The sequence below is a fragment of the Pseudomonas sp. IT-P12 genome, assembly GCF_949767465.1.
Lineage (GTDB): Bacteria > Pseudomonadota > Gammaproteobacteria > Pseudomonadales > Pseudomonadaceae > Aquipseudomonas.
Window position 1 is genome coordinate 802361 of sequence record NZ_CATKPY010000011.1, and the last position, 25955, is coordinate 828315.

A 25955-nucleotide genomic window follows, 5' to 3' on the forward strand; every position below is an offset into this window, starting at 1 on the left:
CCGATGGAACGCATTCCTATCTTGAAAATGGGCGATTTCCTGCTGGTGACCATTCAGGTCGACATGCACGACCAGCTCGCCCTGACCTTGCAGGACGACTTGTCCGAACGGATCAGCCAGACATCGGCGCGTGGCGTGTTGATCGACATCTCGGCGCTGGACATGGTCGATTCATTCATCGGGCGCATGATCGGCACCATCTCCGGCCTGTCGAAAATCATGGATGCCGAAACCGTGCTGGTCGGCATGCAACCCGCGGTGGCAATCACTTTGGTCGAGCTCGGCCTGACCCTGCCCGGTGTGAGTACCGCGCTGAACGTCGAGCGCGGCATGAAACTGCTTCAGGATCGAGTACGCGACCAATGACCGTGCGCGACAGCGGCACTCAACCGATCAATATAGAGCAGGACGTGGTGCTGGCCCGGCAACTGACGCGCAAGCTGGCCACCGAATGCGGCATGCGCCTGATCGACCTGACCAAACTGGTGACGGCCGTCAGCGAGCTGGCGCGCAACACCATGGTGTATGGCGGTGGCGGCAACATGGACTGGCAGATCCTCGAGGAAAACGGACGCACCGGTGTCCGCCTGGTGTTTCGCGATGAAGGCCCGGGCATTCCCGACCTCAAACTGGCCATGACCGACGGCTGGACCTCCGGCAGCGGCCTGGGCCTGGGCCTGACCGGGGCCAAGCGCCTGGTGGAGGAATTCGAGCTCGATACAGAGCCTGGCAAGGGCACTCGCATAACGATCACCCGATGGACATGAATATCAAAGGGTCAATGACCCAGGTGCTGCCGATCGAAGACAGCAGCCAGATCGGTCACGCACGTCGCATCGCTCAACAGCTCGCGGAAAACAACGGTTTTGACGCCACGGACGCCGGACGCGTGGCGCTGGTGGCGACCGAACTGGCCAGCAATATTCTCAAGCACGCCACCCACGGTGAACTGCATCTGAGGCTGTTGCCACGGGCCTGCGGTGCGGGAATCGAAATCCTCGCCATCGACCGCGCCCAGGGCTTTGACTTGCAGGCGTGCCTGACCGACGGATTTTCTACCCGAGGCACCCAGGGTATCGGCCTGGGCGCCGTGTCGCGCCAGACCGAGGTGTTCGACGTCTACGCCGATGCGCGCGGGGCGGTGCTGTTGACGCGCATGTACCCGCGCAACGACAAGGCCCCGGACCGGCGGATCGGCGTCAGCCAGCACGCGTTGCATAACGATCCGGCCTGCGGCGACGTCTGGCACCTGGCGTTCGACGGGCCGCGCATCAGCGCGTTGGTGATCGACGGTCTCGGGCACGGTATAGAGGCAGAGCGGGCTGCCCGCGCTGGCGAAACAACCTTTGCCCAGTCGCCCTTCGCGTCCCCTCTGCTGTTGCTCGACGACATCCATGTCGCCATGACCGGCACCCGTGGCGGCGCACTCGCCATCGCTCAATTCGATGGCGAGGGGCTGCGATTCGTGGGCATCGGCAACATCGGTGCCTGCCTGATCGCGCCGGATACATCCCGTGGCCTGGCCTCTCACCCCGGCATCGTCGGTGGGCAATACCGCAAAGCCCAACCCTTTGACTATGCTCACGCGAACGGACATCTGTTGATCATGTACAGCGACGGCCTGCAATCGCGTTGGAACCTGCAAGATTACCCCGGCCTGGTGCATCGCCACCCTGCCGTGATCGCGGCTGTCCTGCACCGCGATTTCTGCCGTGGACGGGACGACGTCACGGTGTTGGTCATTGCTCTGGAGACGGCCCATGACTGATACGCCCCTCAGTCCAATGGACGAACACACCGCCCTGGTGGCCCGGTTGCAAAGCGAAGCCGACGCCCTGCGCGAGGAACTGGACGAAACCAACCAGGGTGTCCTGGCGCTGTACGCCGAACTGGACACCCAGGCCGAGCAACTGCGCCAGGCCTCGGACCTCAAAAGCCGCTTTCTGTCCTACATGAGCCATGAGTTCCGCACGCCACTGGGCTCGATCCTGAGCATCACCAGCCTGCTGGCCGATGAGCTCGACGGGCCACTGAGTCCCGAACAGCACAAGCAGGTGAGCTTCGTCAGCAACGCCGCGCGGGAATTGAGCGACATGGTCGACGACTTGCTCGACCTGGCCAAGATCGAAGCCGGGCGCATCAGCATATCGCCCGCCTGGTTCGATATGTTCGACCTGTTCGCCGCCCTGCGCGGCATGTTCCGGCCAATTGTCGATGCCAGCGCGGTGGACCTGATCTTCGAGGAACCGGTCGGCCTGCCCAGGCTGTACACCGATGACAAGAAGCTCGGGCAGATTCTGCGCAACTTCATCTCCAACTCGTTGAAATTCACCACGCGCGGCGAAGTCCGCGTCTCGGCCAGCCTGGAGGGCAGCGACCGGGTGCGTTTTGCCGTCACGGACACCGGAATCGGTATCGCTCCCGAGCTGCTTGGTGCATTGTTCGAAGACTTCTCCCAGGTCGACTCGCCGTTGCAAAAACGCTTGCGCGGTACGGGCCTGGGACTCTCACTGTGCAAACGCTTCGCCGCCTTGCTGGGCGGTGAAGTCGGGGTCGAGAGTACGCCGGGGGTCGGTTCGACCTTTTTCGTGATCATCCCGCTGGCGATTGCCACGGAGCCCGCCGATGAAACGTGATATCCGCCTGCTGATCGTCGATGACAACGTCGCCACGCGTTATGCCCTGCGGCGCCGCCTGGAACGGCACGGCTACGTGGTGCTCGAAGCCGGCACCGGGGGTGAAGGGCTCGCACTGATCGCCAGTGAAACCTTCGACGCGCTGATTCTGGACGTCAACCTGCCGGACATGAGCGGCTTCGACATCGTGCGCAAACTGCGCTCGGAAGCCGACACCGCCCTGCTCCCGGTGATCCATGTGTCAGCGGCGTCGATCCAGTCCGGCGATATCATCACCGGCCTGGACGCCGGCGCCGATGCCTACCTGATCCATCCGGTGGACGCCGATGTGTTGCTGGCGACCCTGCGCACCCTGTTGCGGGTACGCGACACTGAGAAGGCCCTGCGTGAAAGCGAGGCTCGCTTCCGCGAGATTTTCGTCAACGTGTCGGCGCCCATTGCGGTACTCGATGCACAGTTCAAGGTGCACGAATGCAACCATGCCTTCTCCCGGCTGATCCAGAACAATCACGGCCCCAACGCCCTGCGCGAATGCTTCGCCGACGAACAGGACGCCATTCTCGATGAACTGAGCCTGCGCCTGAGCGTCGGCGAGCGCTGGAAAGGCACGCTGACCATGCGGGTCGAGGATCAGCTGCGCGAAACCGAGTGGCAGATCTCGCCTTACCGCACGCCGGAGTTGAGCCTGGTGTTCGTCGAAGACGTCACCGAGCATCGGCACCGCGAGCGTTCGCACCTGGCCAGGCTGGATGACGCCACCTCGCAGCTGGAACATGAAATCGCCTCGCGGGTGCGCACCGAAGCCCAGTTGCTGCAGGTGCAGAAAATGGATGCACTGGGCAAGTTGACCGGCGGTATCGCCCATGACTTCAACAACCTGCTGACCGGCATCATCACCAGCCTGGAGCTGATCCAGAAGCGCATGGCCGATTCGCGTCCCGACAAGGTCCGGTTCTATGCCGAAGCGGCCTTGAACTCGGCAATGAGCGCGGCTTCGCTGACTCATCGTTTGCTGGCCTTCGCTCGTCAGCAACCGCTCAATACCCGGCCGGTGGACATCAACGAACACGTCCGCTCACTGGAAGAGCTGCTGGTGCGCACCATCGGCGAGCACATCACCCTGAGACTCGAACTGACGTCCAAGGCAGCCATTGCCCTGGTCGATCCGATTCAACTGGAAAGTGCCGTGCTGAACCTGGTGATCAACGCCCGCGATGCCTTGCCCCTGGGCGGCAATATCTGGGTCAGCACGTATGCGGCGTACTCCCACGGCGACCCGAAACTGGTGGACGGGGCCTACGTTGCACTGGCGGTACGCGACGACGGCACCGGCATCGAGCACAGCGTGATCGACAAGGTCTTCGACCCGTTTTTCACCACCAAGCCGCTGGGCCAGGGCACGGGCCTGGGCCTGTCGAGCATCTACGGCTTCGCCCGGCAATCCGGGGGCGACGCGCACATTCGCAGCGTGGCCCGACGCGGCACCGAAGTGACCATCATGCTACCCGCCAGCACCGAGCCGACCACCGAGCAGGAGCAAGTGCCGGTGGTGGACGCGCAAGGCACTGGCGAGCACGTGCTGATTGTCGAGGACATGCCATCGGTGCGCATGTTCGTTGCCGAGGTGCTGGTGGATGCCGGCTATCGCTGCACCCAGGTGGAAGATGTCGAAGGCGCGCTCGAGCGCTTGCAGAACGACGCGTCGATCGACCTGATGCTGACGGACGTGGGATTGCCGCGCATGAACGGCCGGGAACTGGCGGACGTCGCCCGGGGCTGGCGCGATGGCTTGCCGATCCTGTTCATGACCGGCTACGCGGAAAACGCCCTCAATCGCCAGGTGTTTCTCGGCGATGGCATGGACATGCTGATCAAGCCGTTTCAGATCAGCGAGCTGCTGGACAAGGTTCGCCGCAGCCTGGATGGCGCCGGATAGATCAGTGAATCGCGAGCAGGCCCGCTCCCACAGTGTTTTGTGTACGCCGCATCATCTGTGGGAGCGAGCCTGCTCGCGATGAAGCCAGACGCTTCAACCCAAAACCCTGGCCAAAAACGGCGCCGTCCGACTCTTCCTGCTGCCCGCCACCTTCTGCGGCGTCCCGGCCACCACGACCTTCCCGCCCCGGTCTCCGGCCCCCGGCCCGATGTCGATCACCCAGTCACTCTGCGCCACCACGCGCATTTCGTGCTCGACCACAATCACTGTGTGCCCCGCCGCCACCAGATGGTTCAGTTGCTCCAGCAAGCGGTCCACATCCCGCGGATGCAGCCCGGTGGTGGGCTCGTCGAGCACATACAGCGTGGCCCCGCGTTGATTGCGCTGCAGTTCGGTGGCCAGCTTGATGCGCTGGGCTTCACCGCCGGAGAGTTCGGTCGCCGGTTGGCCAAGCCGCAGATACCCCAGGCCGATGTCGCGCAGCACTTCCAGCGAACGCCGGATGCCGGCTTGCTCGCTGAACACCTCGACCGCCTGGTCCACGGTCAACTGCAACACCTGGGCGATGTTCAGGCCCTGCCAGGTAATCGCCAGGGTCTCGGGGTTGTAGCGTGCGCCGTGGCACGTCGGGCAAGGTGCGTAGACGCTGGGCATGAACAGCAACTCGACGCTGACAAAGCCTTCGCCTTCGCAGGTCGCGCAACGGCCCTTGGCCACGTTGAAGGAGAACTGGCCGGCGTCGTAACCCGCGGCCTGCGCCTCGGCCGTGGCCGCGTAGAGCTTGCGCACGTTGTCGAACAGCCCGGTGTAGGTCGCCAGGTTCGAGCGTGGCGTACGGCCGATGGGTTTCTGGTCAACCTGCACCAGGCGCTTGATCGACTCCAGCCCGGCGCTGACCTGGCCACCACTGGCCTGCGGCGCATCATCCTCCAGGCTCAACTCGGTCGCTTCGCCCTCCGCCACTCCGCGCCCGAAATGCGCGCCCACCAACTCCAGCAGCGCCTGACTGACCAGGCTGGACTTTCCGGAGCCCGAGACACCGGTGACGGCAGTGAAGCAGCCCAACGGGAACTCGACGCTCAGGTTATCCAGGTTGTTGCGGGTGATGCCCTCCAGTCTAAGCCAGTCCGTCGGCTTGCGCCGGGCGGACGTTTGACTGACCTGATCGGCGAACAGATAGGCTCGTGTCTGCGAATTCTCCACGCCAGCCAGGCCCTGGGGCGGCCCGCTGTACAGCACTTGCCCGCCGTGCTCGCCGGCGGCCGGGCCGACATCGATCAGCCAATCGGCCCGGCGCATGGTTTCCAGGTCGTGTTCGACCACGAACACCGTGTTGCCCGCGGCTTTCAAACCTTGCAGGGCGTCGAACAGCGCTTCGCCATCCGCCGGGTGCAGGCCGGCCGAGGGCTCATCGAGCACGTAGATCACCCCGAACAACTGCGACCCCAGTTGCGTCGCCAGGCGCAGGCGCTGCAACTCGCCGGATGACAGGGTCGGCGTGCTGCGCTCCAGCGCCAGGTAACCGAGCCCCAGGTCGGTCAGGATGCTGACCCGTTCCAAAAGATCCTGGGCGATGCGTTGCGCGGCCAGGCGTTTTTCCACCGACAGGTTCGGCGTGTGGCGCACGTCCGGGGCATTGGCGTGGGCGCTGGCGCCATGGGCCGCGCGGTCCTCCCGGGCTTGGCGAGTCTGTTCATGGGTCATGACGGCGCCGGCTTCATCGGCCTGTTCGAGGTAGCTGTGCGCGGCGACCGGCTTCAGGACTTCGGCCACTTGCAGCAACGGCATCTGCGACAACTCGCCGATGTCGTAGCCGGCGAACGTCACCGACAGCGCCTCGCGCTTGAGTCGTTTGCCGGCGCACAGCGGGCACGAGCTGCCGATCATGAATTGCGAGACGCGTTTCTTCATCAACGCACTTTGGGAATGGCTGAACGTGTGCAGAATGTAGCGCCGGGCGCCGGTGAAGGTGCCTTGGTAACTCGGCTCCATCTTGCGCTTGAGGGCGACGCGGGTTTCTTCGGGGGTGAGCCCGGCGTACACCGGAACGGTCGGGGTTTCCTCGGTGAAGAGGATCCAGTCGCGCTGCTTCTTCGGCAGGTCGCGCCAGGGTTTATCGACGTCATAACCCAGAGTCACGAGGATGTCGCGCAGGTTCTGGCCCTGCCACGCCATGGGCCAGGAGGCGACGGCGCGCTGGCGGATGGTCAGGCTCGGGTCCGGGACCATGAGCGCTTCGGTGACTTCATACACCCGCCCCAATCCATGGCATTCAGGACACGCGCCCTGGGGCGTGTTCGGCGAAAAGTCCTCGGCGTACAGCATCGGCTGACCCGCCGGATAACTGCCGGCGCGGGAATACAGCATGCGGATCAGGCTCGACAAGGTGGTCACGCTGCCCACCGAGGACCGCGTGCTGGGCGTGCCGCGCTGCTGTTGCAAGGCCACTGCCGGTGGCAGGCCTTCGATGGAATCGACGTCCGGCACCCCGACCTGATCGATCAGGCGCCGCGCATACGGGGCCACGGACTCGAAATAGCGTCGCTGCGCTTCGGCATACAGGGTCGAAAACGCCAGTGACGACTTGCCCGAACCGGACACGCCGGTAAACACCACCAGGGCATCGCGGGGGATGTCGACGTCGACGTTCTTGAGGTTGTGCTCACGGGCCCCGCGCACTCTGACCATGCCTGAGGGAGGATTGGAGGTGCGTTTGGAGGTCATTGTGCGGCCTTGATTGAATTGAAGAAAACACCGATCGCCGTAGGGGCGAGCGAGCAAGCCCGCTCCCACATTTTCATGTGTTCAGCCATTGAGCACGGTCCGGACCATCCGGGTGAGCGCTTCGGGGCGGTAGGGTTTGCTCAGCAGGAACGTGTCGGGACTCAGCTGATGGTTGCGCGAGATCATGTCACGGGTGTGGCCGGAGGTGAACAGCACCGCCACCGGAGGCGTCTGGACCTTGGCCCAGGCGGCCAGGTCCGTGCTCTTGATCAGGCCGGGCATGACCACGTCGGTGAAAATCAGCTGGACCGCCACCCCCTCCAGCAGCATCTGCATGGCAGCATCGGCGTTGGCGGCCGTCAGGACCTGGTAGCCTTCCTCGGTCAGCAGTTCCACCACCGACGTGCGCACAGCCTCATTGTCCTCGACCACCAGGATCGTTTCATGACCACCGTGATGCTGGGTGTCATGGGCGTCCGTCTCACTGGGCAAGGTCCGCCGGCTTCGCGGAAAGTACAGGTGCACCCGGGTGCCCTCGCCTTCGACACTCGCCATCTCGATGTGGCCACCGCTCTGCTTGACGAAGCCGAAGACCATGCTCAGGCCCAGCCCCGTGCCCTTGCCATCGGCCTTGGTGGTGAAAAACGGCTCGAAGGCCTGGGCCAACACCTGCGGGGACATGCCGACGCCGGTATCGCTCAGGCCAACTTGCACATAATCGCCCTCGACAATGCCCTTGCCCGCGCAGAAGCGCCGGTCGAGTGTGACGTTTTGCGCATGCAGTTCGATGACCCCATCGCCGCGCATGGCGTCGCGGGCATTGATCGCCAGGTTGAGGATGGCGTTTTCCAGTTGATTGCGGTCGACGTGAATGAACCAGGAGGCCTGAGGCAGCCGGACATCGATCCGAATGGTTTCACCCAGCGTCCGTTGCAGCAATTCGCCCAGCCCCTCGAAAACCTGCCGGGGGTCACAGACCGTCGGCGACAGCGGCTGGCGACGGGCAAATGCAAGCAGTTGCGACGACAGCTTCGCGCCGCGCTCGACCGCAGCGATCGACGCGGTGACCCGGCGCTGCACATTGGCGTTTTCCGGCTCATGCCGCGCCAGCAAGTGCAGGTTGCCGGCAATCACTTGCAGCAGGTTGTTGAAGTCATGGGCCACGCCGCCCGTCAGGCCACCGATGGCTTCGAGTTTCTGCGATTGGCGCAACTGCTCTTCCGCTGCCAGCCGCGCCCCCACTTCGTCGGCGACACGCTGTTCGAGGTTTCGGGTGAATTTCAACAGCGACTCTTCGGCGGTCTTGCGCTCGTGGATGTCGATCAACACGCCGGGAAAGCGAAACGGCTTGCCCTGTTCGTCAAACTCGCAACAACCGCTGGCTTGTACCCACAGATAACTGTCGTCGGCACGCATGACCCGGTATTCGGCGTTGAAAGGCTCACCCGTGGCGACACTGCGATTGACCTGTTCATTGACCCAGCCAACGTCGTCGGGATGAATCCGTGATTCGGCATGGTCCGTCGGCAAGTCACCGAGATTCTGGCCGAGCGGATAGGAAAAGGTCCGGGCAAAACGTTCATCGCCCGAGAGCCGGTCAGCCTTGAGGTCCCAGACGAACGAGCCGAGCAAGGCGCCGGCGTTCAACGCCAGGCGTACCCGTTCATTGTCGGCGCGGTAGGCGGCCTCGGCTTCCTGGCGCCGGCGCTCGGAAATCACATGATCAGTGGTCTCGACCACGATCGCCATGACCCCGGCGGGTGTTCCCTGGTCATCGGCCACCGGGCTGTAATAGAGGTCCATCCACACGTCTTCGGGAACGCCATCGCGCAACAGCACCAGCGCCTTGTTGTGATAGGACAAGGTGCCGCCGGCCAGGCAGGTGTCGAGCACGTTGCGGTTGAACTCGGCGACTTCCGGCCAGCCCAGCTCGACCGGCGCCCCCAGCAGGTAAGGATGACGGCCACCGGCAAATACCGAATAGGCGTCGTTGTAGATCATGTACCCCAGGCGCCCCCACAGCATCACGATCGGCACCGGCGAAGCCAGCAACATCTGCACCGCGCTGCACAGGCTGGCGGGCCAAGTGTCGAGCGCCCCCAACTCGGTATGACTCCAGTCGAACGTACGGATTCGACCGGCCATTTCGCCGCGCCATCCGGCACACCCGTGGCTATCGTCTAGAAATTGCATCGACTGGTTTTGAGTCCTGTAATTGACGCCCGTTTGTTTCGAGCATCGTGCACGCCAATGGTTTCATAGAGATATAGCTGATTTAAGCGGCTTGCGAATTTCCGGATATGCTCGCGTTTCCCTGTGGGAGCGAGCCTGCTCGCGATGGTCGTCAATGATAACGCTGAAAAACTGACACTCCTTGGCGTTTTTACGACCATCGCGAGCAGGCTCGCTCCCACATGGGCTCTGCGGATCAGTGGAAATCCCGGCTGCGCACGCTGATGCCGTCCAGCAACGGGCTCAGGTCGCTCAAGCGTCCGGCAATCAGGTGGCGCACTTCGCCTTCCCTCTCCCAGCGGCCATCGACCTTGAGCAACTGCGACCCGACCAGAACCTTGCGCTGGCGTTCGGCCAGGTCGCGCCAGACCACCACGTTGACGTTGCCGAACTCGTCCTCCAGCGTCACGAATGTCACGCCACTGGCGGTGCCCGGGCGCTGTCGCCCGGTCACCAGCCCGGCGACGCTGACCGGGCGGCCATGTTCGAGCGCCAGCAACTCCCTGGAACTGCGGCAGCGCCGGGCTTTCAATTCGCCGCGCAACAGGGCCAGCGGGTGCGGGCCCAGTGTGGTGCCGAGGCTGTTGTAGTCGGCCAGCAGGTTCTCGCCCACCGTGGGTTTGGGCAGTGACACCACCGGTTCTTCCTGGCTCGGCAAACCGGCGAACAACCCCAATTGCTTCTGCACCCCCGCCACTTCCCAGCGCGCTCGATGACGATCGCCCGCCAAACCGCGCAAGGCGCCGGCATCGGCCAGTTGTTCCTGCGCCCGGGCCTCCAGGCGCGCCCGCTCGCCCAGGTCGGCGATGTCGATAAACGCCCCCTTCGACCTCGCGGCTTCGATACGACGGGCATCGTCCTCGCGAAACCCCTTGATCATGCGCAGGCCCAGGCGAATCGCCGGTTGCGCGCCGCTGACCGGCTCCAGGCTGCAATCCCAGTCACTGGCGCGCACGTCCACCGGACGAACCTGCAGGTGATGCCGGCGCGCATCCTGCAGAATCTGGTCCGGGCTGTAGAACCCCATGGGCCAGCTGTTGATCAGCGCACAGGCGAAGGCCGCCGGTTCATGGCATTTCAACCAGCAACTGGCGTAGGTCAACAAGGCAAAACTGGCGGCGTGGGACTCGGGAAACCCGTAGCTGCCGAAACCTTTGATCTGTTCGAAGATCTGCGCGGCGAACTCGGCGGTGTAGCCGTTTTTCTTCATGCCGGCGGCCAGGCGCTCCTTGTGCGGTTCGAGCCCGCCGTGACGTTTCCACGCGGCCATGGAGCGGCGCAACTGGTCGGCCTCGCCGGGGCCGTAGTCGGCGGCGACAATGGCGATCTGCATCACCTGCTCCTGGAACAGCGGTACGCCGAGCGTGCGCTTGAGCACCACCTCCAGCGCTGGCGACGGGTACGTCTCGGGCTCTTCCTTGTTACGCCGCCGCAGGTACGGGTGCACCATGCCGCCCTGAATCGGTCCCGGCCGGACGATGGCCACTTCGATCACCAGGTCGTAGAAGGTTTTCGGCTTGAGCCGGGGCAGCATCGACATCTGCGCCCGAGACTCGATCTGGAACACGCCGATGGTGTCGGCACGACTGATCATTTCATAGGTCGGCCGGTCTTCGGGCGGGATCGTGGCCAGGCTCAGGTCCAGGTCGCGATGCCGGCGCAGTAGGTCGAAACAGCGGCGAATCGCACTGAGCATGCCCAACGCGAGGATGTCGACCTTGAGCAGACCGACCGCGTCGAGGTCGTCCTTGTCCCACTGAATGATCGTACGGTCCGCCATGGCGGCGTTTTCCACCGGCACCAGGGTGTCCAGTGGCTGTTCGGAAATCACGAAGCCGCCGGGATGCTGCGACAGGTGCCGGGGAAAGCCGATCAGTTGCCCGGTCAGGCTCAATACGCGGCGCAGCACCGGGCTTTCAGGGTCGAAGCCGCCTTCGAGCAAGCGTTCCAGCGGAGGGGTTTCATCGCTCCAGTGGCCACAACAGTCAGCCAGCGCATTGATCTGATCCGGCGGCAGGCCCAGGGCCTTGGCCACATCGCGCACCGCACCGGCGGCATGGTAGGTGCTGACAACGGCCGTCAACGCGGCGCGACCCCGGCCATAACGACGGAAGACGTATTGCAGGACTTCCTCGCGGCGCTCGTGTTCGAAATCCACGTCGATGTCTGGCGGCTCGTTGCGCTCCTTGGACATGAAACGCTCGAACAGCAGCGTGGTGCGATCCGGGTCGATCTCGGTGATGCCCAGGGCGTAGCAGACCGCCGAGTTGGCCGCCGAACCGCGCCCCTGACAGAGGATGTGCTGCTCACGGGCGAAACGCACCACGTCGTGGACGGTGAGGAAATAGCTTTCATAACCGAGCTCGGCAATCAGCCTCAGCTCCTTGTTGATTTGCCTCAGCACTTTGATCGGGGCACCTTTTTTCCAGCGCCAGGCGATCCCCTGCCTGGTCAGTTGCCGCAGCCAGGCACTGGCGGTGTATCCCTCGGGCACCAGCTCCCTGGGGTATTGATAACGCAACTGCCCCAGGTCGAACGTGCAGCGCCGGGCCAGGTTCACCGACGCCTGTAACAACACGGGCGGGTACAGCTCGCGCAACAGCTCGGGGCTGCGCAGATGCCGTTCGCCGTTGGGGTGCAGGCGCAACCCGGCGTCGGCCACAGGCAGGTGATGACGGATCGCGGTCATGGTGTCCTGCAGGGCCCGCCGACCACGGCAGTGCATGTGCACATCGCCGCTGGCCACGGCGGGGATGTCCAGCGCCCCTGCCAACGCCAGCAACTGATTCAGCCGTCGCTGGTCGTCCTGGCCGCGATGCAACTGCACCGCCAGCCACAGGCGCTCGGCAAACAGCTGCCTGAGCCAGCGGCCCTGTTCCAGGTCATCGACCGAATCCGGCACCCACAACACCAGCAACCCCGGCAACGGTTCGCTGAAATCCTCACGCAATACCTGATACTGGCCTTTCTGCGTCCGCCTTCGCGCCCGGGTGATCAGCCGGCACAGGTGCTGATAGCCTTCAAGGTTCTCCACCAGCAGCACCAGCTTCGGACCGTCCTCGATCCGCACTTCGCTGCCGATGATCAGCGGCAGCTCCACCGATCTGGCCGCTTGCCAGGCGCGGACAATCCCCGCCAGCGTGCATTCGTCGGTGATCGCCAGGGCTTGATAACCGTGTTTTTTCGCCCGCTGGAACAGTTCCAGGGCGCTGGAAGCACCGCGCTGGAAACTGAAGTTCGACAGGCAATGCAGTTCGGCGTAGTCGAGGCTCATGCGAACCAGCCCTGCAACCACAACGGGCCGTCCTCACCGACCGCGCGATAGGCCCAGCCATGCTGGCCGGTGCGGGTCTCGATCAGGTAGTAATCGCGGCGCACGTCGTCGCCGTCCCACCAGCCGGACTCGATGCGTTCTGGCCCCATGAGGATGCGCGTCGAAGCTTCATGGACCGCCTGCGGTTCAGTCAGCAGCCAGCCCGGACGCTGCACACCCGGCAGGCCCGGGCAACGTTGGTTATCGTCACGGGCCTGCCACGCACACTCCGGCCGGTGATCGGCCTGGAACCGCAAGCCATGCACCGCGTCGTCGCCCAGTCGGGCGCGCAGGCGTTCGCGCAATTGCTCCCAGGGCAACGATTGCTGTGGGCGGTCGTCGAACAGCGCCTGAGCCTGCGGCACGAAGGCCGGCAAGTCTTCGGCGCGCAGACGGAAACCGCGCACCGGGGCCTCGACCTGTACCTGTTCCAGTCGTCCACGGGCCAGTTCAAAGAGCATCGCCGGATCGCGCTCGGCGCTGAGCAGGCCCACCTTGATCACACTGTCCGGCAAGCCGGCGTGCTCCAGGTGCAGGTCGAACCGCTGCACGCCACTGTCACGCCCGCAGAGGAACGCTGACAGGTCACTGGTCAGACGGCGCAGCGGAAACAGCAGCGCCTGATGGGATTGCACGTCGAAGTTAAGCTCGATGCGCACATCGAAACGGTCCGGTGGCAAGTAGAACGCCAGCGCCAGTCGCCGCCTGCCGAACAAGGCGTCCAGATGCTTGAGCACCTGGGCCTCGAAACGCCGGGCCAGGGTCTGCCGGGGCAACGCCTGCACCTGGCTCAAGGTGCGCAGCCCCATGCGCGACAACGCCGTGGCGACGCTGGCCTCGAGCCCGATGCGGTCGACGGGCAATGGCCCCAGGTGATGCTGCAGGGCTTGATCGTCGGGTACCACCAGGCCGTCATGGGCGTTGGCCAGAATCCGCGCCGCCACCGGGTTGGGCGCGGCGACGATTCGATGGCGAAACCCCAGTTCGTCGAGTTCGCCGCGCAAGCGCGCTTCCAGTTGCGCCCAGTTGCCGAACAAGCCCAGGCTGGACTCGATTTCAAACACCACCGCCCGCGGGTAATGCACACTGACCTGGGCGCTGAAGCGATAGGCCCAGGCGGCCAGGAACTGTTGCCAGTGTTCGATCCCGGCGACGTCGTATTCCGCCGTGACGAAACCTTTGCTCAACGCCTGGGCGGCGGTCATCGACTGGCCCGGGCGCAGGCCCAGGGCTCGTGCCGACGCATTGACCGCCTGCAACACCCGACGCTGCGCCGGGCCGGTCAGCAGCGCCAGCGGCTCCTCGGGGTCGGTACGCTGGCGCAGTACCGCGTCCAGCGCCAATTGCGGGAAAACAATGCACACCCAACGCATGGCAACCTCAATGCCCCACGGTAAAGGCAATCGGTGCCGACCGGGCCAGCCCGCCCCGGCACTTGAGCACGCGCAATTGCGCAGGCCGGGCATCGATGGCGATGCGCAGGGCCGCAGGCGAAGGGTTGATCGCTTCCTGGATCGAGCGGTAGGCAAACGCCAGGGTCGAACCGGTTTCCGCCGCCACCTGCAAGCGGCGCAACGCCCGGTCATCGGCCTTGAGCGGCCAGCACAGCACCGCGCCGCAACTGCCCGAGCGCAGGCATTGTTCCGCCGCCCACAGGGCATCGCGCTCGCTGGCCTGGATGATCGACAGCTGGCGCAGGTCGATCCCGGCGTTTTCCCAGGCCTGGGGGTACGGCACGAAAGGCGGCGCCACCAGCACGATGCGCTCGCCCGCCGCCGACAGCCGGGCCAGTGTCGGCCACACCAGTTGCAACTCGCCGATGCCCTGTCCGGCCAGGAGGATTTCGCTCAGCGCCGCTTCCGGCCAGCCGCCGCTGGGCAACGCTGCGTCCAGCGCGGCATGCCCGGTGGGTTGCGGGCTGACGCTCGGCGGCGCCGGTCGGCCCTTCCAGACCTGGCCGCCATTGAACAGCGTGTCCAGCGCAACGACGGCACCCATCAGCCTTGCCTCACCAGACCGCAGAACACCCCTTCGATCGCGAGGTCCTGACCGGCTTCAACGATGATCGGCTGATAAGCCGGGTTGCGCGGCAACAGGCGTACCCTGTCGCCCACCCGCTCGAAACGCTTGATGGTCACTTCGCCTTCCAGGCGCGCGACGACGATCTGGCCGTTGATCGCCTCGGGACTGCGGTGCACGCCCACCAGATCGCCATCGAGAATGCCGTCCTCGATCATCGAGTCGCCGCGAACCCGCAACATATAGTCCGGGGTCTTGGAGAAAATCGATGGGTCGAGCAGCAAGCGGCCATGGACATCGGCATCGGCACCCATCGGCGCACCGGCGGCCACCCGGCCCAGGACCGGAATGTCCAGCAGTTCGGGGCGCGCTGGCTGCCCGAGCAGGCGAATGCCCCGGGCCTGATGCGGGTTGACCTCGATAAAACCGGCTTCGGTCAGCGCCAGCACATGCTTGCGCGCCACGCTGCGCGAGGCGAAACCAAAGGCCTCGCTGATTTCAGCGAGGCTCGGGGACTGACCGTGCTCGGCGATGCGCTCGCGGATGAAGGTCAGGATGGCGGTACGGCGGGGAGTCAGATTGGTCATGGAGTACATTTGTACTCTTTCGGGATTTTTCTGACAAGGATTTACAGACGAGATGTAGGACGCCGGTGTTCAGGTGGCCAACATCATCGTTGACGTCCATCGCGAGCAGGCTCCCACAGAGGATCGGCAGTGGACACAAAGCCTGTGTTTACATCCGTCGATGCTGGGAGCGAGCCTGCTCGCGATGGCGGTGTTTCAGTCCGGCACAACCGTTCCCCAGATGAATCAAGACGTTGCCGACGTCAGGTTTTCCAGGTAGCTCCATGGGTAGATGCCACGTTCATGGCCGTCGCTGAAGACCAGTTGCAGGCCGTAGCCCTGGGCGTTGAGTTCGACCACGCGGATACGCGGATCGACCTTCACCGTCATTCCCTGCAACCGAAATGCCCGGCATTGCGAGCATGGGCACTGGCGGCGCAAATCGGCGTGGGTCAACACCTGCTCACGCCCGTCCGGCCAGTTCAGGCGCAGTTGCTGCCGGCTGCGCGAATTGCCGATCGCCAGCGGGTTCATTGCAACTGACTCAAGGCAATGCGCACGGCCTTGCGCACTTCCGGGTCGCCGTCGTCCTGCGCGGCCAGCAAGGCGGCGATGGCCCCTTTTTCGTTGAGTTCACCCAGAGCCAGCGCGGCTTCCTTGCGCAGGTTGCTGATGCGATGGGCGAGGGTTTCGATCAACGGCTCCAGCGCCGGGGCGTAGCGCAAGCGGCCAAGGCTGCGGGTCGCGCGCAGGCGCACTTGCCAGTAATCGTCGGCCAAGGCGGCAATCAAGGCCGGGCCGGCATCGCTGTGTCCGACCTTGCCCAGGGTGGTTGCGGCTTCCTCACGCACCTGCCAGGCCTGGTCCTGCAAGGCTTGGCGCAGCGCCGGCAGGACCTGGGCATCCGAGGCCACGCCCAGCGCCCCGGTGGCGGCGCGCCGTACTTCGGTGTCTGGATCATCGCTGGCCAGTCGCGCCAACGCCGGCAATGCGTCGAGCTGCTTGAGCCAGCCCAGCACACCGACCGCTTCACGCCGGACATTGGCGTCCTGGTCGTTCAAGGCCCGCAGTGCCGCCGGTGCCGCCTCGGCAAAGCGCAATTCACGCAAGGCGCGGAACGCAGCGATGCGCACGCTGATATCGGCATGCCCGGTCCACGGCAGGATCACCCGCCCCGCCGCTTCACTCTTGAGCAGGCTCAAGCTCTGCGCGGCAGCGGCCTGCACCGTCAGCGCTGGATCGGTCAGGGCCTGGCACAGCGCCGCAACGACCGGCTCATCCTCCCAGGCTTCCAGCAAACGCGCCGCTTCGGCGCGCACTTCTTCGGTCGGGTCCTCGGTCAGTCGATCGACCAGCCACTGCAAGCCATCCGGCTCTTCGAGGTCGGCCAGTTCGATCAGGGCAATGCGCCGCACACCGGGGTCTTCATCGGTCAGGCGCGGTTGCAGGGCAAGGATGTCGTCGTTATCGGTTACATCGAATAGAGAGGTCATAGGGCAAATCGCGGCAGTCTGGTTTCAGGGGGAAGTCCGAGAGGGTTCAAGCGCGGTAATTGCCGACCCTCCTGGTGATGCAGCAACTCGAGGCAATGGCGCTTCAAGCGGGAAAACGCGTGGCTGGTCACCAGTTCGGTGGTGCGCGGCCGGGGAAAGTCCAGGCGCAGGTCCTCGATGATCCGACCGGGGCGCGAACTCATCACCAGCAGCCGGTCGGCGAGAAACAGCGCCTCGTCGATGTCGTGGGTGACGAAGACCACGGTGGTGCGAATCCGCGTCCAGATGTCCAGGAGCAACGCCTGCATGTTCAATCGGGTCAGGGCATCGAGGGCACCAAAGGGCTCATCCATCAGGAGCAGGCGCGGCCGGTTGATCAGCACCCGGGCGATCTCCACCCGTTGTTGCATGCCGCCGGAAAGCTGATCCGGCCAGCGCTCGGCGAAGCCTTCAAGGCCGACCAGCGCGAGGATTTCATCCGCCGCCCGGTGCCGCTCGGCCTTGCCGATGCCGCGCATCTTCAGGCCGAACGCCACGTTGTCACGCACCGTGCGCCAGGGAAACAGCGTGTGCTGCTGGAACACCATGCCGCGCTGCGGTGAAGGGGTCGACACGTCGGCGCCATCGACCTTGAGGCTGCCGGCACGGGGTTGCAGGTGACCGGCCAACGCGCCGAGCAAGGTGGATTTGCCGCAGCCGGACGGCCCGAGGATGCACACGAACTGCCCCGGTTCGATCTGACAATCAAGGCCCTGCAGCGCTTCGAATGCCGCAGGCCCTTCGCCCAGGCTGATCGACAGACCGCGAATGTCGATACGCCCCTCAGGTTGTTGAAAGATGCTCATCAGGCTTTTCCTCGTGGTCGATGCCAAGGCGTGAACAGCCCACCAAGGCGTTTGATCAGCAGACTGCTGCCCATCCCCAGTACGCCGATCAGCAACATGCCGACCACGATGTCGGGGTAGTTCTGAATGGTGTAGGACTCCCAGGTGTAATAACCGATGCCGAACTGGCCGGAGATCATTTCCGCCGTCACCAGGCAGAACCACGACGTGCCCATGCCGATGGCCAGCCCGGTGATGATGCTCGGCGCAGCGCCCGGCACGATCACCTCCAACAACATCGCCCGGCGCCCTGCCCCGAGGCTTTTGGCCGAAGCGATCAGACGCGGGTCGACGCCTTCGACGCCGTGCACGGTGTTGAGCAGGATCGGGAACAAGGCGCCGGTGAAAGTGATGAACACCATCGACAGTTCCGACGAGGGAAACATCAGGATCGCCAGCGGAATCCAGGCCACGGCCGGGATCGGACGCAACACTTCGAGCGGTGGCAGCAACAGGTCCTCCGCCCATTTCGAACGGCCGATGGCCAGGCCCAGGCCGATGCCGATGACCAGCGCCGCGAGGTAACCGGCGAACACCCGGCTGAGGCTGCTGCCCAGGTGCTGGACCAGTTTGCCCGAGTCGCCCAGGCCCAGCGCAGCTTCGATGACCGACCAGGGCGTGGGCACATTGGCAAAGGTGACCAGGCCGAGGTTCCAGTGGTGACTGGCGGCGAGCTGCCAGAACAGTACGCACAGCAACAGTGAGGCGGCTCGGGGGAGCCAGCGTAAACAGGATCGGGACACGATTGTTCCTCTCAACGTAGCCACATCCTGTGGGAGCGAGCCTGCTCGCGATGGTGGGTCAGGCGACACCTGCCTGGCTGACACTCCTTCGCGAGCAGGCACACTCCCACAGAGGTGGGTGGCCGTGGCGTTTGGCGGTTAGCGAACAGCCACCGCCTGGGTGGTGGCATCGGTGAAGTCGAACACCTTGCCGCCCTGGGCCGTGGCGTACTGCTGGGCCTGGCCCTTGAGCAGGAACGCGCTCAAGCGCCCTTTCGCATCACTGGCAAACCACGCCTGATCCGCCAGCAGCTTGATCCCGCTGTCGCTGGCCTGGGCATACACCGCGCGGATGTTCCTGCCTTCCTGCTTGAGGCTGGCCAAGGCGTTGAACGCCGATTCCGCCGACGCGTACTGACGGACTTTCGGCTCGCCACGCACCCAGATTTCGGCCACATGCTTGAAGTCGGTGATGGGTTTTCCGCTCGTGGCATCCACTGCCTTGAGCGGGGTCTGGGCGTAGTTGGCCAGTTGCGCGGTGTAATCGAGGTTCGAAGCCTTGAACGCGGCACGGATGTATTGGTCGTCGATGAAGGTATTCAGGTCCAGGCCCCGGTCGGCCTTCTTCAACAGCTTCAGGGTGTCGATCGCGGTGCCGACCGCCTGGCGGTATTCCGGCTTCCAGCTCAGGTCGCGGGTCTGCACGCCGAGCGGGCCGTGGAACAGGTAGTTGACCTCGGCATCGACGCCGGTGACCTTGGCGATCAACTCGCTGTATTTCTCCGGTTCATCGGCCAGCAGCTGGTTGGCTTCGATGCTGGCACGCAAGTAGGCGACGACGATTTCCGGGTACTTTTTCGCGTACGCCTGATCCACCAGCGCACCATGGAACGTCGGCGCGTTGGCCTGGGAACCGTCGAAGATCTTGCGGGCAAAACCACGGCTGGTGAAGAGTTCGGCGAAGGGGACGAAATCGGCGTGGGCATCGATCTTACCGGCCTGCAACGCCGAACCGGCGACTTCCGGCGCCTGGGCAATGATGTTCACGTCCTTGAGCGGGTCCCAGCCCTGGTCGGCCACGGCGCGCAACAACATGCCGTGGGCCGTCGAGGCGAACGGCACGGAAATGGTCTTGCCCTTCAACTCGGCCAGGGACTGCACGCTCGAAGCGCCCGGCACCACGATACCGTTGCCACTGCCCTTGATGCTGCCCGACAGCACGTTGGTGAACAGGCTGTGCTTGCCCGCCGTCTCGAAGGCGACGCCATTGAAGGAGCCGGGGAAGTCGGCCATGGCACCAAAGTCGAGTTTGCCGGCGACCATCTCGTTGGTCAGCGGCGCACCACTGGTGAAGTTCTTCCACTCCACCTCGTACTTGGCGTCCTTGTACTGGCCGTCATGGGGCAGGTATTTGTCCAGCAGGCCGAGTTCGCGGATCAACAGACCGCCGGCGGCGCAGTTGATCGTCGTGTCCTGGGTGCCGATGGCAATGCGGATGGTTTCGGCCGAAGCCGACAGGGTGAACGAAGCCAGTACCAGACCGGCGAATGCTGCACGCAATAACATGGGTGTGTCCCCTCGAATCATTTTAGGTGTTCGTCTCCGCCACGATCAGGGCGTGGTGGGAAACGAGGGGTGTCTTGAAGCAAGCGTCCGGGGTGACCGGATGGCGTTTTGGGGTGTTTGTGCGGTACTCGGAGCGAGCCTGCTCGCGATAAAGCCGGTACGGTCACCGCAGTAAATAAGGAATGTCGACTTTCACCGCCCCCGTCGGGCAGTCCTTTTCACACGGCATGCAATACCAGCACTCATCGAACGCCATGTAGGCCTTCTGCGTGGCCGGATTGATCGCCAGCAGATCCATCGGGCAGACGTCGACGCACACCGTGCAGCCCTTGTGGGCGATGCACAGGTCTTCATCGACCGTCACCGGCGCGTTGGAGCGAAAGAAGATTTCCTGCGGTTGATAGGCCATTGCACGGTCTCTCTTGTTAGGGGCTCAGGCCGCAAAGGCACCGACGCGCAGCCGGTCGTAGGCCTGCATTTCCTCGGCATCCAGCGGAATGATGTAAGGCTCGACGGCTTTCTTGAAACTGCTCATCTGGCCGTTTTCATCCTTTTTCAGATGGCAATGACAGAACCAGTCGCTGTCGTTGCGCTGCGGGTGATCGACCCGATAGTGGTAAAGCCCCCAGCGACTCTCAGCGCGGAACAACGAGGCGCGGGCAGCCATTTCCGCGCAGTCGCGGATCATGCTGACTTCCATGGCGCGCATCAGTTCGTGGGGGTTGTGCGCCTTGATCTGGTCGAGGTCGCGCTGGATATCGCTGAAGCGTTGCAGGCCGATCTGCATCTTTTTGGTCACTTTCGGCGGTTGCAGATAGTCGTTCACGAAGCGGCGCAACTTGTATTCGACCTGGGCCGGCGGCAAGCCATGCTCACGATCCAGCGGGGCATAGACCCTTTGCTTTTCCGCCTCGACCTGCCCGGCATCCACCGCAGAAAACTCACGCCCGGCCACGAAGTCCGCAGCGTTGCTGCCGGCAAACCAGCCGTAGGTGAACGCCCCCAGCATGTAGTTGTGCGGCACGGCGGCCATGTCCCCCGCCGAGTACAACCCCTTGACCGAGGTTTCCGCCTTCTCGTTGACCCACACCCCGGACGCCGAATGCCCGCTGCAAAAGCCGATTTCGGAAATGTGCATCTCGACCATCTGCGTGCGGTAATCGGTGCCGCGATTGGCGTGGAACTGGCCGCGACTCGGGCGTTCGTTGCTGTGCAGGATCTCCTCGATGTTCTGGATGGTTTCCTCGGCCAGGTGATCGAGCTTGAGGAACACCGGGCCGTTGCCGCTTTCGAGTTCCTGGTGGAACTCCCACATCATCTGGCCGCTCCAGTAGTCGCATTCGATGAAACGCTCACCCTTGTTGTTGGCGGTGTAGCCACCCAGCGGACCGGTGACGTAGGCGCAGGCCGGGCCGTTGTAATCCTTGATCAGCGGGTTGATCTGGAAGCATTCCAGGTTCGCCAGTTCCGCTCCGGCGTGATAGGCCATGGCGTAGCCGTCGCCAGCGTTGGTCGGGTTTTCGTAGGTGCCCATCAGGTAACCCGAGGACGGCAGGCCCAGGCGCCCGGCGGCGCCACAGGCGAGAATCACCGCCTTGGCTTTGATCACGTGGAAATCGGCGGTGCGGCAATCGAAGCCCATCACGCCATTGACCGTGCCCTCCTCGTCCTTAAGCAGACGGGTGCAGACCACGCGGTTGGTGATACTGACCCGCGCCCGTTTCAACTGGCGGTACAGGACTTTCTTGATGTCGTGCCCCTCCGGCATCGGCAACACATAGGCGCCCATGTGGTGGACCTTCTTCACGGCGTAGTCGCCGGTCTCGTCCTTCTCGAACTTCACCCCCCAGCGGTCCAGTTGCTCGATCGTCTCGAAACTGTGGCTCGCATAGGCGTACACCGCTGCCTGATTGACGATGCCGTCGTTGGCGATGGTGATTTCCTTGGTGTACTGCTCCGGCGTCGAGTGGCCGGGAATGATCGCGTTGTTCAGGCCGTCCATGCCCATGCTGATCGCGCCGCTGCGCTTGACGTTGGCCTTGTCGATCAACAGCACGCGCAAATCGCGGTTGCGCTCCTTGGCCTTGATCGCCGCCATGGGGCCGGCGGTGCCACCGCCGATCACAACGATGTCGTATTCCTGTTCCAGGGTTTGTCTCATGCCTGATCCCCTTTCTGTCGGTCGATGCGCAGGCGGTACTGGAACGCATCGCCACGGTAGTAAAGGTGTTCGAAGTCCAGGGGCTGGCCGCTGGCGTCATGGGTCAGACGCTCGATGCGCATGATCGGCGAGCCCGCCTCGACGCTCAGCGCCTGGGTCAGGTCGCTGTCGGCCAGCACGGCATCGATTGCCAGGTCGGCATGACCGAGGGCCAAACCGCAGTCGTTTTCCAGGATCAGGAAGATGTCGCGGGTGACCAGGTCGGCCTTCTCCAGCCGCTCGCCAATGACTTTGGGCAGGTAGGTGATTTCCAGCGAGATCGGCTCACGGTTGATCAACCGGACCCGCTTGATCTGCGCCACGGTCTCGCCTTCGGCCACCTGCAAGCGCTCGGCCACCAGCTTGTCGGCGGCGATGAACTTGAAACTGCGCAGGCGGTTGATCACCTCATAGCCACGACCGGTCATGGACTCGGCGAGGCCTTGCAGGGTGCTGACGTTCTGGAAGGTTTTCGGCTTGGCGACGAACGTGCCCTTGCCGTGGATCTTGAAGATCAGCCCTTCTTTTTGCAGGTCACCCAACGCCTGGCGCACGGTGATGCGGCTGACCTTGAACAAGGCGCCAAGCTCGCTTTCGGACGGCATCTGGCTGTCCTGCGGGTATTCGCCATCGAGGATGCGTGCACGCAGCACGTCCCGCAGTTGGGTGTGCAGCGGGACGCTGCTCAGGGATAGAACGTTATCGGACATGGCTGATCACTTGTTATAACGAGTTATGACGTGATCTTAGAGTTCTAACCGAAGCGTTGAGAAATACTGTTTGAGAATAAGGTTAGAGCCGCCGCGCACATCCTGCGGGCGCGAGCCTGCTCGCGATGGACATACGAGCGCCGATGGGTGTCAGGCGCTCCGCGTCATCGCGAGCAGGCTCGCGCCTACAGGTGCTGGCCGTGCATCAATTGATGCGCAACGCACGCAGGTCGAGGTGACCGTCCTTGAGCGGCGGGCACCAGTAGTAGCCACCGGTGATCGGCCGGCTAATGCGATACAAGCCGTCGGTGATGCCGTCTTCAAGTCCGCTCATGCGCCGCAGTTGCGCTTCGAAGGCATCGAGGGAAAAGCCGAACGCCAGGAACATCAGGCCCGCACGATCGCCTTCGATCCATGGCATCGAGCGGCGTACGACAAAGGCTTCGGGGGCGAAGCTTTCCTGGGCGGTGCGCTTGACGTGGGCGGAAATTGGCGCGTCGTCAATCTCTTCGTTATCGATCAGGCGACGGCCCATGATGTCGTCCTTTTCATTGGCCGCCAGGGCATGGAAGCCCTTGAGGTCGTGCTGCCACTGCTGGATGGCGGCAAAGCTGCCACCGACCAGACCTTCACCGCCCTCATTCGCCAGCGCCGCAGCCACCGCCGCTTCGTCGTGGGGGTTTTCAGTGCCATCTTCGTAGCCGGTCAGGTCGTGGCCGGTCAGGTGGCGGAAGGTTTCGTTCATCTGCACCAGGCGCAGCGCGGGCGCCAGCGCGGCTTCGATGGCGCTGCTGCGGTTGAGCAGCTCGCCACGGTCGACGCCGTGCAACCAGCACCACAGCGCGTGCTGGGTCGAGGGGTTGTCGACGCCAACGCCGGTCAGCGCCGGAAAAGGCCGCAGGCCTTCGATCTGCCCGCTCAGCGCCTTGACCAGGGACTCACCGAAACCGACCACTGCCGACTTGCCGTCCACCAGTCCCATCAGCCTGTCGAGCGCGGCCGGCAGTGCATCGACCGACGCCAGCGCAAAGAACATGTGACGGGCCTGAAGTGGCACGGGGGTGGCGAGAATGCCCGGCTGGTAGTAGCTCATATCAACTCCTTAAGAAAGAGCGCGAAGTTTACCCGCAGCGTTGGCGGTTGTGGGCGATCAAGGCAAAAGATCGCGGGAACATGAAATCGGCGCTTAAAAAATCGGACCAATAAGGCGTATAACCTCTGAAGTGAATTTGAACGGCAAGCCGCCAGCACATGACTGGGCTCACATGGAGTAGCAACATGACCACAGCACATATCCTTGGCACTCTGTTTCCAGACTCCAGCGACATCCCGGAAAAGTATCGCCTCGATGGCCCGACCGAGCAGCGCGAATACCTGGTCGATGGCCAGTTGAAAACCTGGTCGGGCGCCCTCGCCCAGGTACGCAGCCCGGTGTACCTGACGGGTGAAAACGGCGATGAACAAGTGATTCTCGGCAGCACCCCGCTGCTCGATGCCGACACCGCACTGACCGCCCTCGACGCCGCCGTGCGCGCCTATGACCGTGGCCAGGGCCTGTGGCCGACCATGCGCGTGGCCGAGCGCATCCAGCATGTCGAAAGCTTCCTCGCCCGCATGCGTGAACAGCGCGAGGCCGTGGTCAAGTTGCTGATGTGGGAAATCGGCAAGAACCTCAAGGACTCGGAAAAGGAATTCGACCGCACCTGCGATTACATCGTCGACACCATCAACGCGCTCAAGGAGCTCGATCGCCGCTCCAGCCGCTTCGAACTGGAGCAGGACACGCTGGGCCAGATCCGTCGCGTGCCGCTGGGCGTTGCGTTGTGCATGGGCCCCTACAATTACCCGCTGAACGAAACCTTCACCACGCTGATTCCGGCGCTGATCATGGGCAACACGGTGGTGTTCAAACCGGCCAAGCTGGGCGTACTGCTGATTCGTCCGCTGCTGGAAGCGTTCCGCGACAGCTTCCCGGCCGGGGTGATCAACGTGATCTACGGCAGCGGCCGCGAGACCGTCAGCGCACTGATGGCCAGCGGCAAGATCGACATCTTCGCGTTCATCGGCACCAACAAGGCTGCCAGCGACCTGAAAAAACTCCACCCCAAGCCACACCGCCTGCGCGCCGCGCTGGGGCTGGATGCGAAGAACCCCGGCATCGTTCTGCCCGAGGTGGACCTGGACAATGCGGTGAACGAGGCCGTCACCGGTTCGTTGTCGTTCAATGGCCAGCGGTGCACCGCGCTGAAAATCCTCTTCGTTCACGAGGACGTGGTCGACGCCTTCATCGACAAGTTCAACGCCAAGCTCGCGACCCTCAAGCCCGGCATGCCCTGGGAAAACGGCGTAGCCCTGACGCCGTTGCCGGAATCGGGCAAGGTCGATTACCTGCATTCGCTGGTCGCCGATGCCGTCGCCAAAGGCGCCCGCGTGGTCAACCCCAACGGCGGTGAAGCCCGCGCCTCGTTCTTCTATCCGGCGGTGCTGTACCCGGTGACCCCGCAAATGCGCGTCTACCAGGAGGAGCAGTTCGGCCCGGTGGTGCCGATCGTGCCGTACAAGCATCTGGACACGGTGATCGACTACGTCCTGGAATCGGACTTCGGCCAGCAATTGAGTATCTTCGGCACCAACCCGGTGGCCGTCGGCCGGCTGGTGGACACCTTCGCCAATCAGGTCGGGCGGATCAACCTCAACGCCCAGTGCCAGCGCGGGCCGGACACCTACCCGTTCAACGGACGCAAGAACTCGGCCGAAGGCACGTTGTCGGTGCATGATGCGCTGCGGGTGTTTTCGATCCGTACGCTGGTCGCGACCAAGTTCCAGGAGAACAACAAGGAACTGATCAGCGAGATCATCAGCGGGCGCAACTCGAGTTTCCTGACCACCGATTACATTTTCTGAGGAACACCCGTCTGAGTACGTTCAAAAGCCAACGACTGCCATCCCTGGTG

21 protein-coding genes are annotated in these 25955 nt (G+C 63.8%); 6 read left to right on the forward strand and 15 right to left on the reverse strand.

What is annotated here, in order from left to right; genetic code table 11:
- Positions 1–3: 3 nt before the first annotated feature.
- The 5 genes from ACM6IM_RS06720 to ACM6IM_RS06740 are packed head-to-tail and all read left to right on the forward strand — an operon-like array spanning position 4 to position 4572.
- Positions 4–366 (forward strand): STAS domain-containing protein, encoded by a 363-nt coding sequence (locus ACM6IM_RS06720; RefSeq protein WP_192308161.1) that lies wholly within the window; start codon positions 4–6, stop codon positions 364–366.
- Entirely contained in the window at positions 363–767 is a 405-nt protein-coding gene (locus tag ACM6IM_RS06725) for an ATP-binding protein (RefSeq protein ID WP_192308162.1), read from the forward strand. Before ACM6IM_RS06720 ends, ACM6IM_RS06725 begins: the two co-directional genes overlap by 4 nt.
- On the forward strand, positions 764–1768 hold the full coding sequence (locus tag ACM6IM_RS06730) for an ATP-binding protein (protein ID WP_414864840.1): 1005 nt from the start codon (positions 764–766) through the stop codon (positions 1766–1768). The genes ACM6IM_RS06725 and ACM6IM_RS06730 overlap by 4 nt, the downstream gene beginning before the upstream one ends.
- On the forward strand, positions 1761–2636 hold the full coding sequence (locus ACM6IM_RS06735; protein WP_414864600.1) for a sensor histidine kinase: 876 nt from the start codon (positions 1761–1763) through the stop codon (positions 2634–2636). Before ACM6IM_RS06730 ends, ACM6IM_RS06735 begins: the two co-directional genes overlap by 8 nt.
- Entirely contained in the window at positions 2626–4572 is a 1947-nt protein-coding gene (locus ACM6IM_RS06740) for a response regulator (RefSeq protein WP_414864601.1), read from the forward strand. Before ACM6IM_RS06735 ends, ACM6IM_RS06740 begins: the two co-directional genes overlap by 11 nt.
- Positions 4573–4665: 93 nt before the next feature.
- Here the strand turns inward: ACM6IM_RS06740 and ACM6IM_RS06745 are convergent, their stop codons facing one another.
- From ACM6IM_RS06745 to ACM6IM_RS06815, 15 genes are all read right to left on the reverse strand, one after another.
- Positions 4666–7296 (reverse strand): excinuclease ABC subunit A, encoded by a 2631-nt coding sequence (locus tag ACM6IM_RS06745; protein WP_414864602.1) that lies wholly within the window; start codon positions 7294–7296, stop codon positions 4666–4668.
- An 81-nt stretch (positions 7297–7377) separates the two neighbouring features.
- Complete coding sequence (locus ACM6IM_RS06750) at positions 7378–9489, reverse strand: PAS domain-containing protein (protein WP_414864603.1); 2112 nt, start codon at positions 9487–9489, stop codon at positions 7378–7380.
- A gap of 235 nt (positions 9490–9724) precedes the next feature.
- Positions 9725–12823, reverse strand: a complete 3099-nt coding sequence (locus ACM6IM_RS06755) for an error-prone DNA polymerase (RefSeq protein ID WP_414864604.1) — start codon at positions 12821–12823, stop codon at positions 9725–9727.
- Positions 12799–14214, reverse strand: coding sequence for a Y-family DNA polymerase (locus ACM6IM_RS06760; RefSeq protein ID WP_414864605.1), 1416 nt, complete (start codon positions 14212–14214; stop codon positions 12799–12801). The genes ACM6IM_RS06755 and ACM6IM_RS06760 overlap by 25 nt, the downstream gene beginning before the upstream one ends.
- A gap of 7 nt (positions 14215–14221) precedes the next feature.
- Positions 14222–14839 (reverse strand): translesion DNA synthesis-associated protein ImuA, encoded by a 618-nt coding sequence (imuA, locus tag ACM6IM_RS06765; protein WP_192308169.1) that lies wholly within the window; start codon positions 14837–14839, stop codon positions 14222–14224.
- Entirely contained in the window at positions 14839–15456 is a 618-nt protein-coding gene (gene lexA / locus ACM6IM_RS06770) for a transcriptional repressor LexA (protein WP_192308170.1), read from the reverse strand. The genes imuA and lexA overlap by 1 nt, the downstream gene beginning before the upstream one ends.
- Before the next feature lie 216 nt (positions 15457–15672).
- Positions 15673–15960, reverse strand: a complete 288-nt coding sequence (locus ACM6IM_RS06775) for a DUF971 domain-containing protein (RefSeq protein ID WP_192308171.1) — start codon at positions 15958–15960, stop codon at positions 15673–15675.
- A complete protein-coding gene (locus ACM6IM_RS06780; RefSeq protein ID WP_414864606.1) occupies positions 15957–16919 on the reverse strand; it encodes a HEAT repeat domain-containing protein in 963 nt (320 codons plus the stop codon). Before ACM6IM_RS06780 ends, ACM6IM_RS06775 begins: the two co-directional genes overlap by 4 nt.
- A complete protein-coding gene (locus ACM6IM_RS06785; RefSeq protein WP_414864607.1) occupies positions 16916–17764 on the reverse strand; it encodes an ABC transporter ATP-binding protein in 849 nt (282 codons plus the stop codon). The genes ACM6IM_RS06780 and ACM6IM_RS06785 overlap by 4 nt, the downstream gene beginning before the upstream one ends.
- Positions 17764–18546: an ABC transporter permease gene (locus ACM6IM_RS06790; RefSeq protein ID WP_414864608.1), complete on the reverse strand. Its 783-nt coding sequence runs from the start codon at positions 18544–18546 to the stop codon at positions 17764–17766. Before ACM6IM_RS06790 ends, ACM6IM_RS06785 begins: the two co-directional genes overlap by 1 nt.
- Positions 18547–18684: 138 nt before the next feature.
- Positions 18685–20091, reverse strand: a complete 1407-nt coding sequence (locus ACM6IM_RS06795; RefSeq protein WP_414864609.1) for an ABC transporter substrate-binding protein — start codon at positions 20089–20091, stop codon at positions 18685–18687.
- Positions 20092–20254: 163 nt separating this feature from the next.
- On the reverse strand, positions 20255–20500 hold the full coding sequence (locus ACM6IM_RS06800) for a ferredoxin family protein (protein WP_008060065.1): 246 nt from the start codon (positions 20498–20500) through the stop codon (positions 20255–20257).
- 24 nt (positions 20501–20524) lie between these two features.
- On the reverse strand, positions 20525–22252 hold the full coding sequence (locus ACM6IM_RS06805; RefSeq protein WP_414864610.1) for a fumarate reductase/succinate dehydrogenase flavoprotein subunit: 1728 nt from the start codon (positions 22250–22252) through the stop codon (positions 20525–20527).
- A complete protein-coding gene (locus ACM6IM_RS06810; RefSeq protein WP_414864611.1) occupies positions 22249–23001 on the reverse strand; it encodes a GntR family transcriptional regulator in 753 nt (250 codons plus the stop codon). Before ACM6IM_RS06810 ends, ACM6IM_RS06805 begins: the two co-directional genes overlap by 4 nt.
- A gap of 205 nt (positions 23002–23206) precedes the next feature.
- Positions 23207–24094 carry a Dyp-type peroxidase gene (locus ACM6IM_RS06815; protein ID WP_414864612.1) on the reverse strand — a complete coding sequence of 296 codons (888 nt, stop codon included), beginning with the start codon at positions 24092–24094 and terminating at the stop codon, positions 23207–23209.
- Positions 24095–24279: 185 nt separating this feature from the next.
- Here ACM6IM_RS06815 and ACM6IM_RS06820 point away from each other — a divergent pair, with 185 nt between their 5' ends.
- Positions 24280–25905: an NADP-dependent glyceraldehyde-3-phosphate dehydrogenase gene (locus ACM6IM_RS06820; RefSeq protein WP_414864613.1), complete on the forward strand. Its 1626-nt coding sequence runs from the start codon at positions 24280–24282 to the stop codon at positions 25903–25905.
- The last annotated feature ends 50 nt before the right edge of the window (positions 25906–25955 follow it).

Bases quoted from the DNA above. Each gene is read 5' to 3' on its own strand.
- ACM6IM_RS06720 (WP_192308161.1), top strand. From the start codon at position 4: ATGGAACGCATTCCTATCTTGAAAATGGGCGATTTCCTGCTGGTGACC.
- ACM6IM_RS06725 (WP_192308162.1), top strand. From the start codon at position 363: ATGACCGTGCGCGACAGCGGCACTCAACCGATCAATATAGAGCAGGAC.
- ACM6IM_RS06730 (WP_414864840.1), top strand. From the start codon at position 764: ATGAATATCAAAGGGTCAATGACCCAGGTGCTGCCGATCGAAGACAGC.
- ACM6IM_RS06735 (WP_414864600.1), top strand. From the start codon at position 1,761: ATGACTGATACGCCCCTCAGTCCAATGGACGAACACACCGCCCTGGTG.
- ACM6IM_RS06740 (WP_414864601.1), top strand. From the start codon at position 2,626: ATGAAACGTGATATCCGCCTGCTGATCGTCGATGACAACGTCGCCACG.
- ACM6IM_RS06745 (WP_414864602.1), bottom strand. From the start codon at position 7,296: ATGACCTCCAAACGCACCTCCAATCCTCCCTCAGGCATGGTCAGAGTG.
- ACM6IM_RS06750 (WP_414864603.1), bottom strand. From the start codon at position 9,489: ATGCAATTTCTAGACGATAGCCACGGGTGTGCCGGATGGCGCGGCGAA.
- ACM6IM_RS06760 (WP_414864605.1), bottom strand. From the start codon at position 14,214: ATGCGTTGGGTGTGCATTGTTTTCCCGCAATTGGCGCTGGACGCGGTA.
- imuA (WP_192308169.1), bottom strand. From the start codon at position 14,839: ATGGGTGCCGTCGTTGCGCTGGACACGCTGTTCAATGGCGGCCAGGTC.
- lexA (WP_192308170.1), bottom strand. From the start codon at position 15,456: ATGTACTCCATGACCAATCTGACTCCCCGCCGTACCGCCATCCTGACC.
- ACM6IM_RS06775 (WP_192308171.1), bottom strand. From the start codon at position 15,960: ATGAACCCGCTGGCGATCGGCAATTCGCGCAGCCGGCAGCAACTGCGC.
- ACM6IM_RS06780 (WP_414864606.1), bottom strand. From the start codon at position 16,919: ATGACCTCTCTATTCGATGTAACCGATAACGACGACATCCTTGCCCTG.
- ACM6IM_RS06785 (WP_414864607.1), bottom strand. From the start codon at position 17,764: ATGAGCATCTTTCAACAACCTGAGGGGCGTATCGACATTCGCGGTCTG.
- ACM6IM_RS06795 (WP_414864609.1), bottom strand. From the start codon at position 20,091: ATGTTATTGCGTGCAGCATTCGCCGGTCTGGTACTGGCTTCGTTCACC.
- ACM6IM_RS06800 (WP_008060065.1), bottom strand. From the start codon at position 20,500: ATGGCCTATCAACCGCAGGAAATCTTCTTTCGCTCCAACGCGCCGGTG.
- ACM6IM_RS06805 (WP_414864610.1), bottom strand. From the start codon at position 22,252: ATGAGACAAACCCTGGAACAGGAATACGACATCGTTGTGATCGGCGGT.
- ACM6IM_RS06810 (WP_414864611.1), bottom strand. From the start codon at position 23,001: ATGTCCGATAACGTTCTATCCCTGAGCAGCGTCCCGCTGCACACCCAA.
- ACM6IM_RS06815 (WP_414864612.1), bottom strand. From the start codon at position 24,094: ATGAGCTACTACCAGCCGGGCATTCTCGCCACCCCCGTGCCACTTCAG.
- ACM6IM_RS06820 (WP_414864613.1), top strand. From the start codon at position 24,280: ATGACCACAGCACATATCCTTGGCACTCTGTTTCCAGACTCCAGCGAC.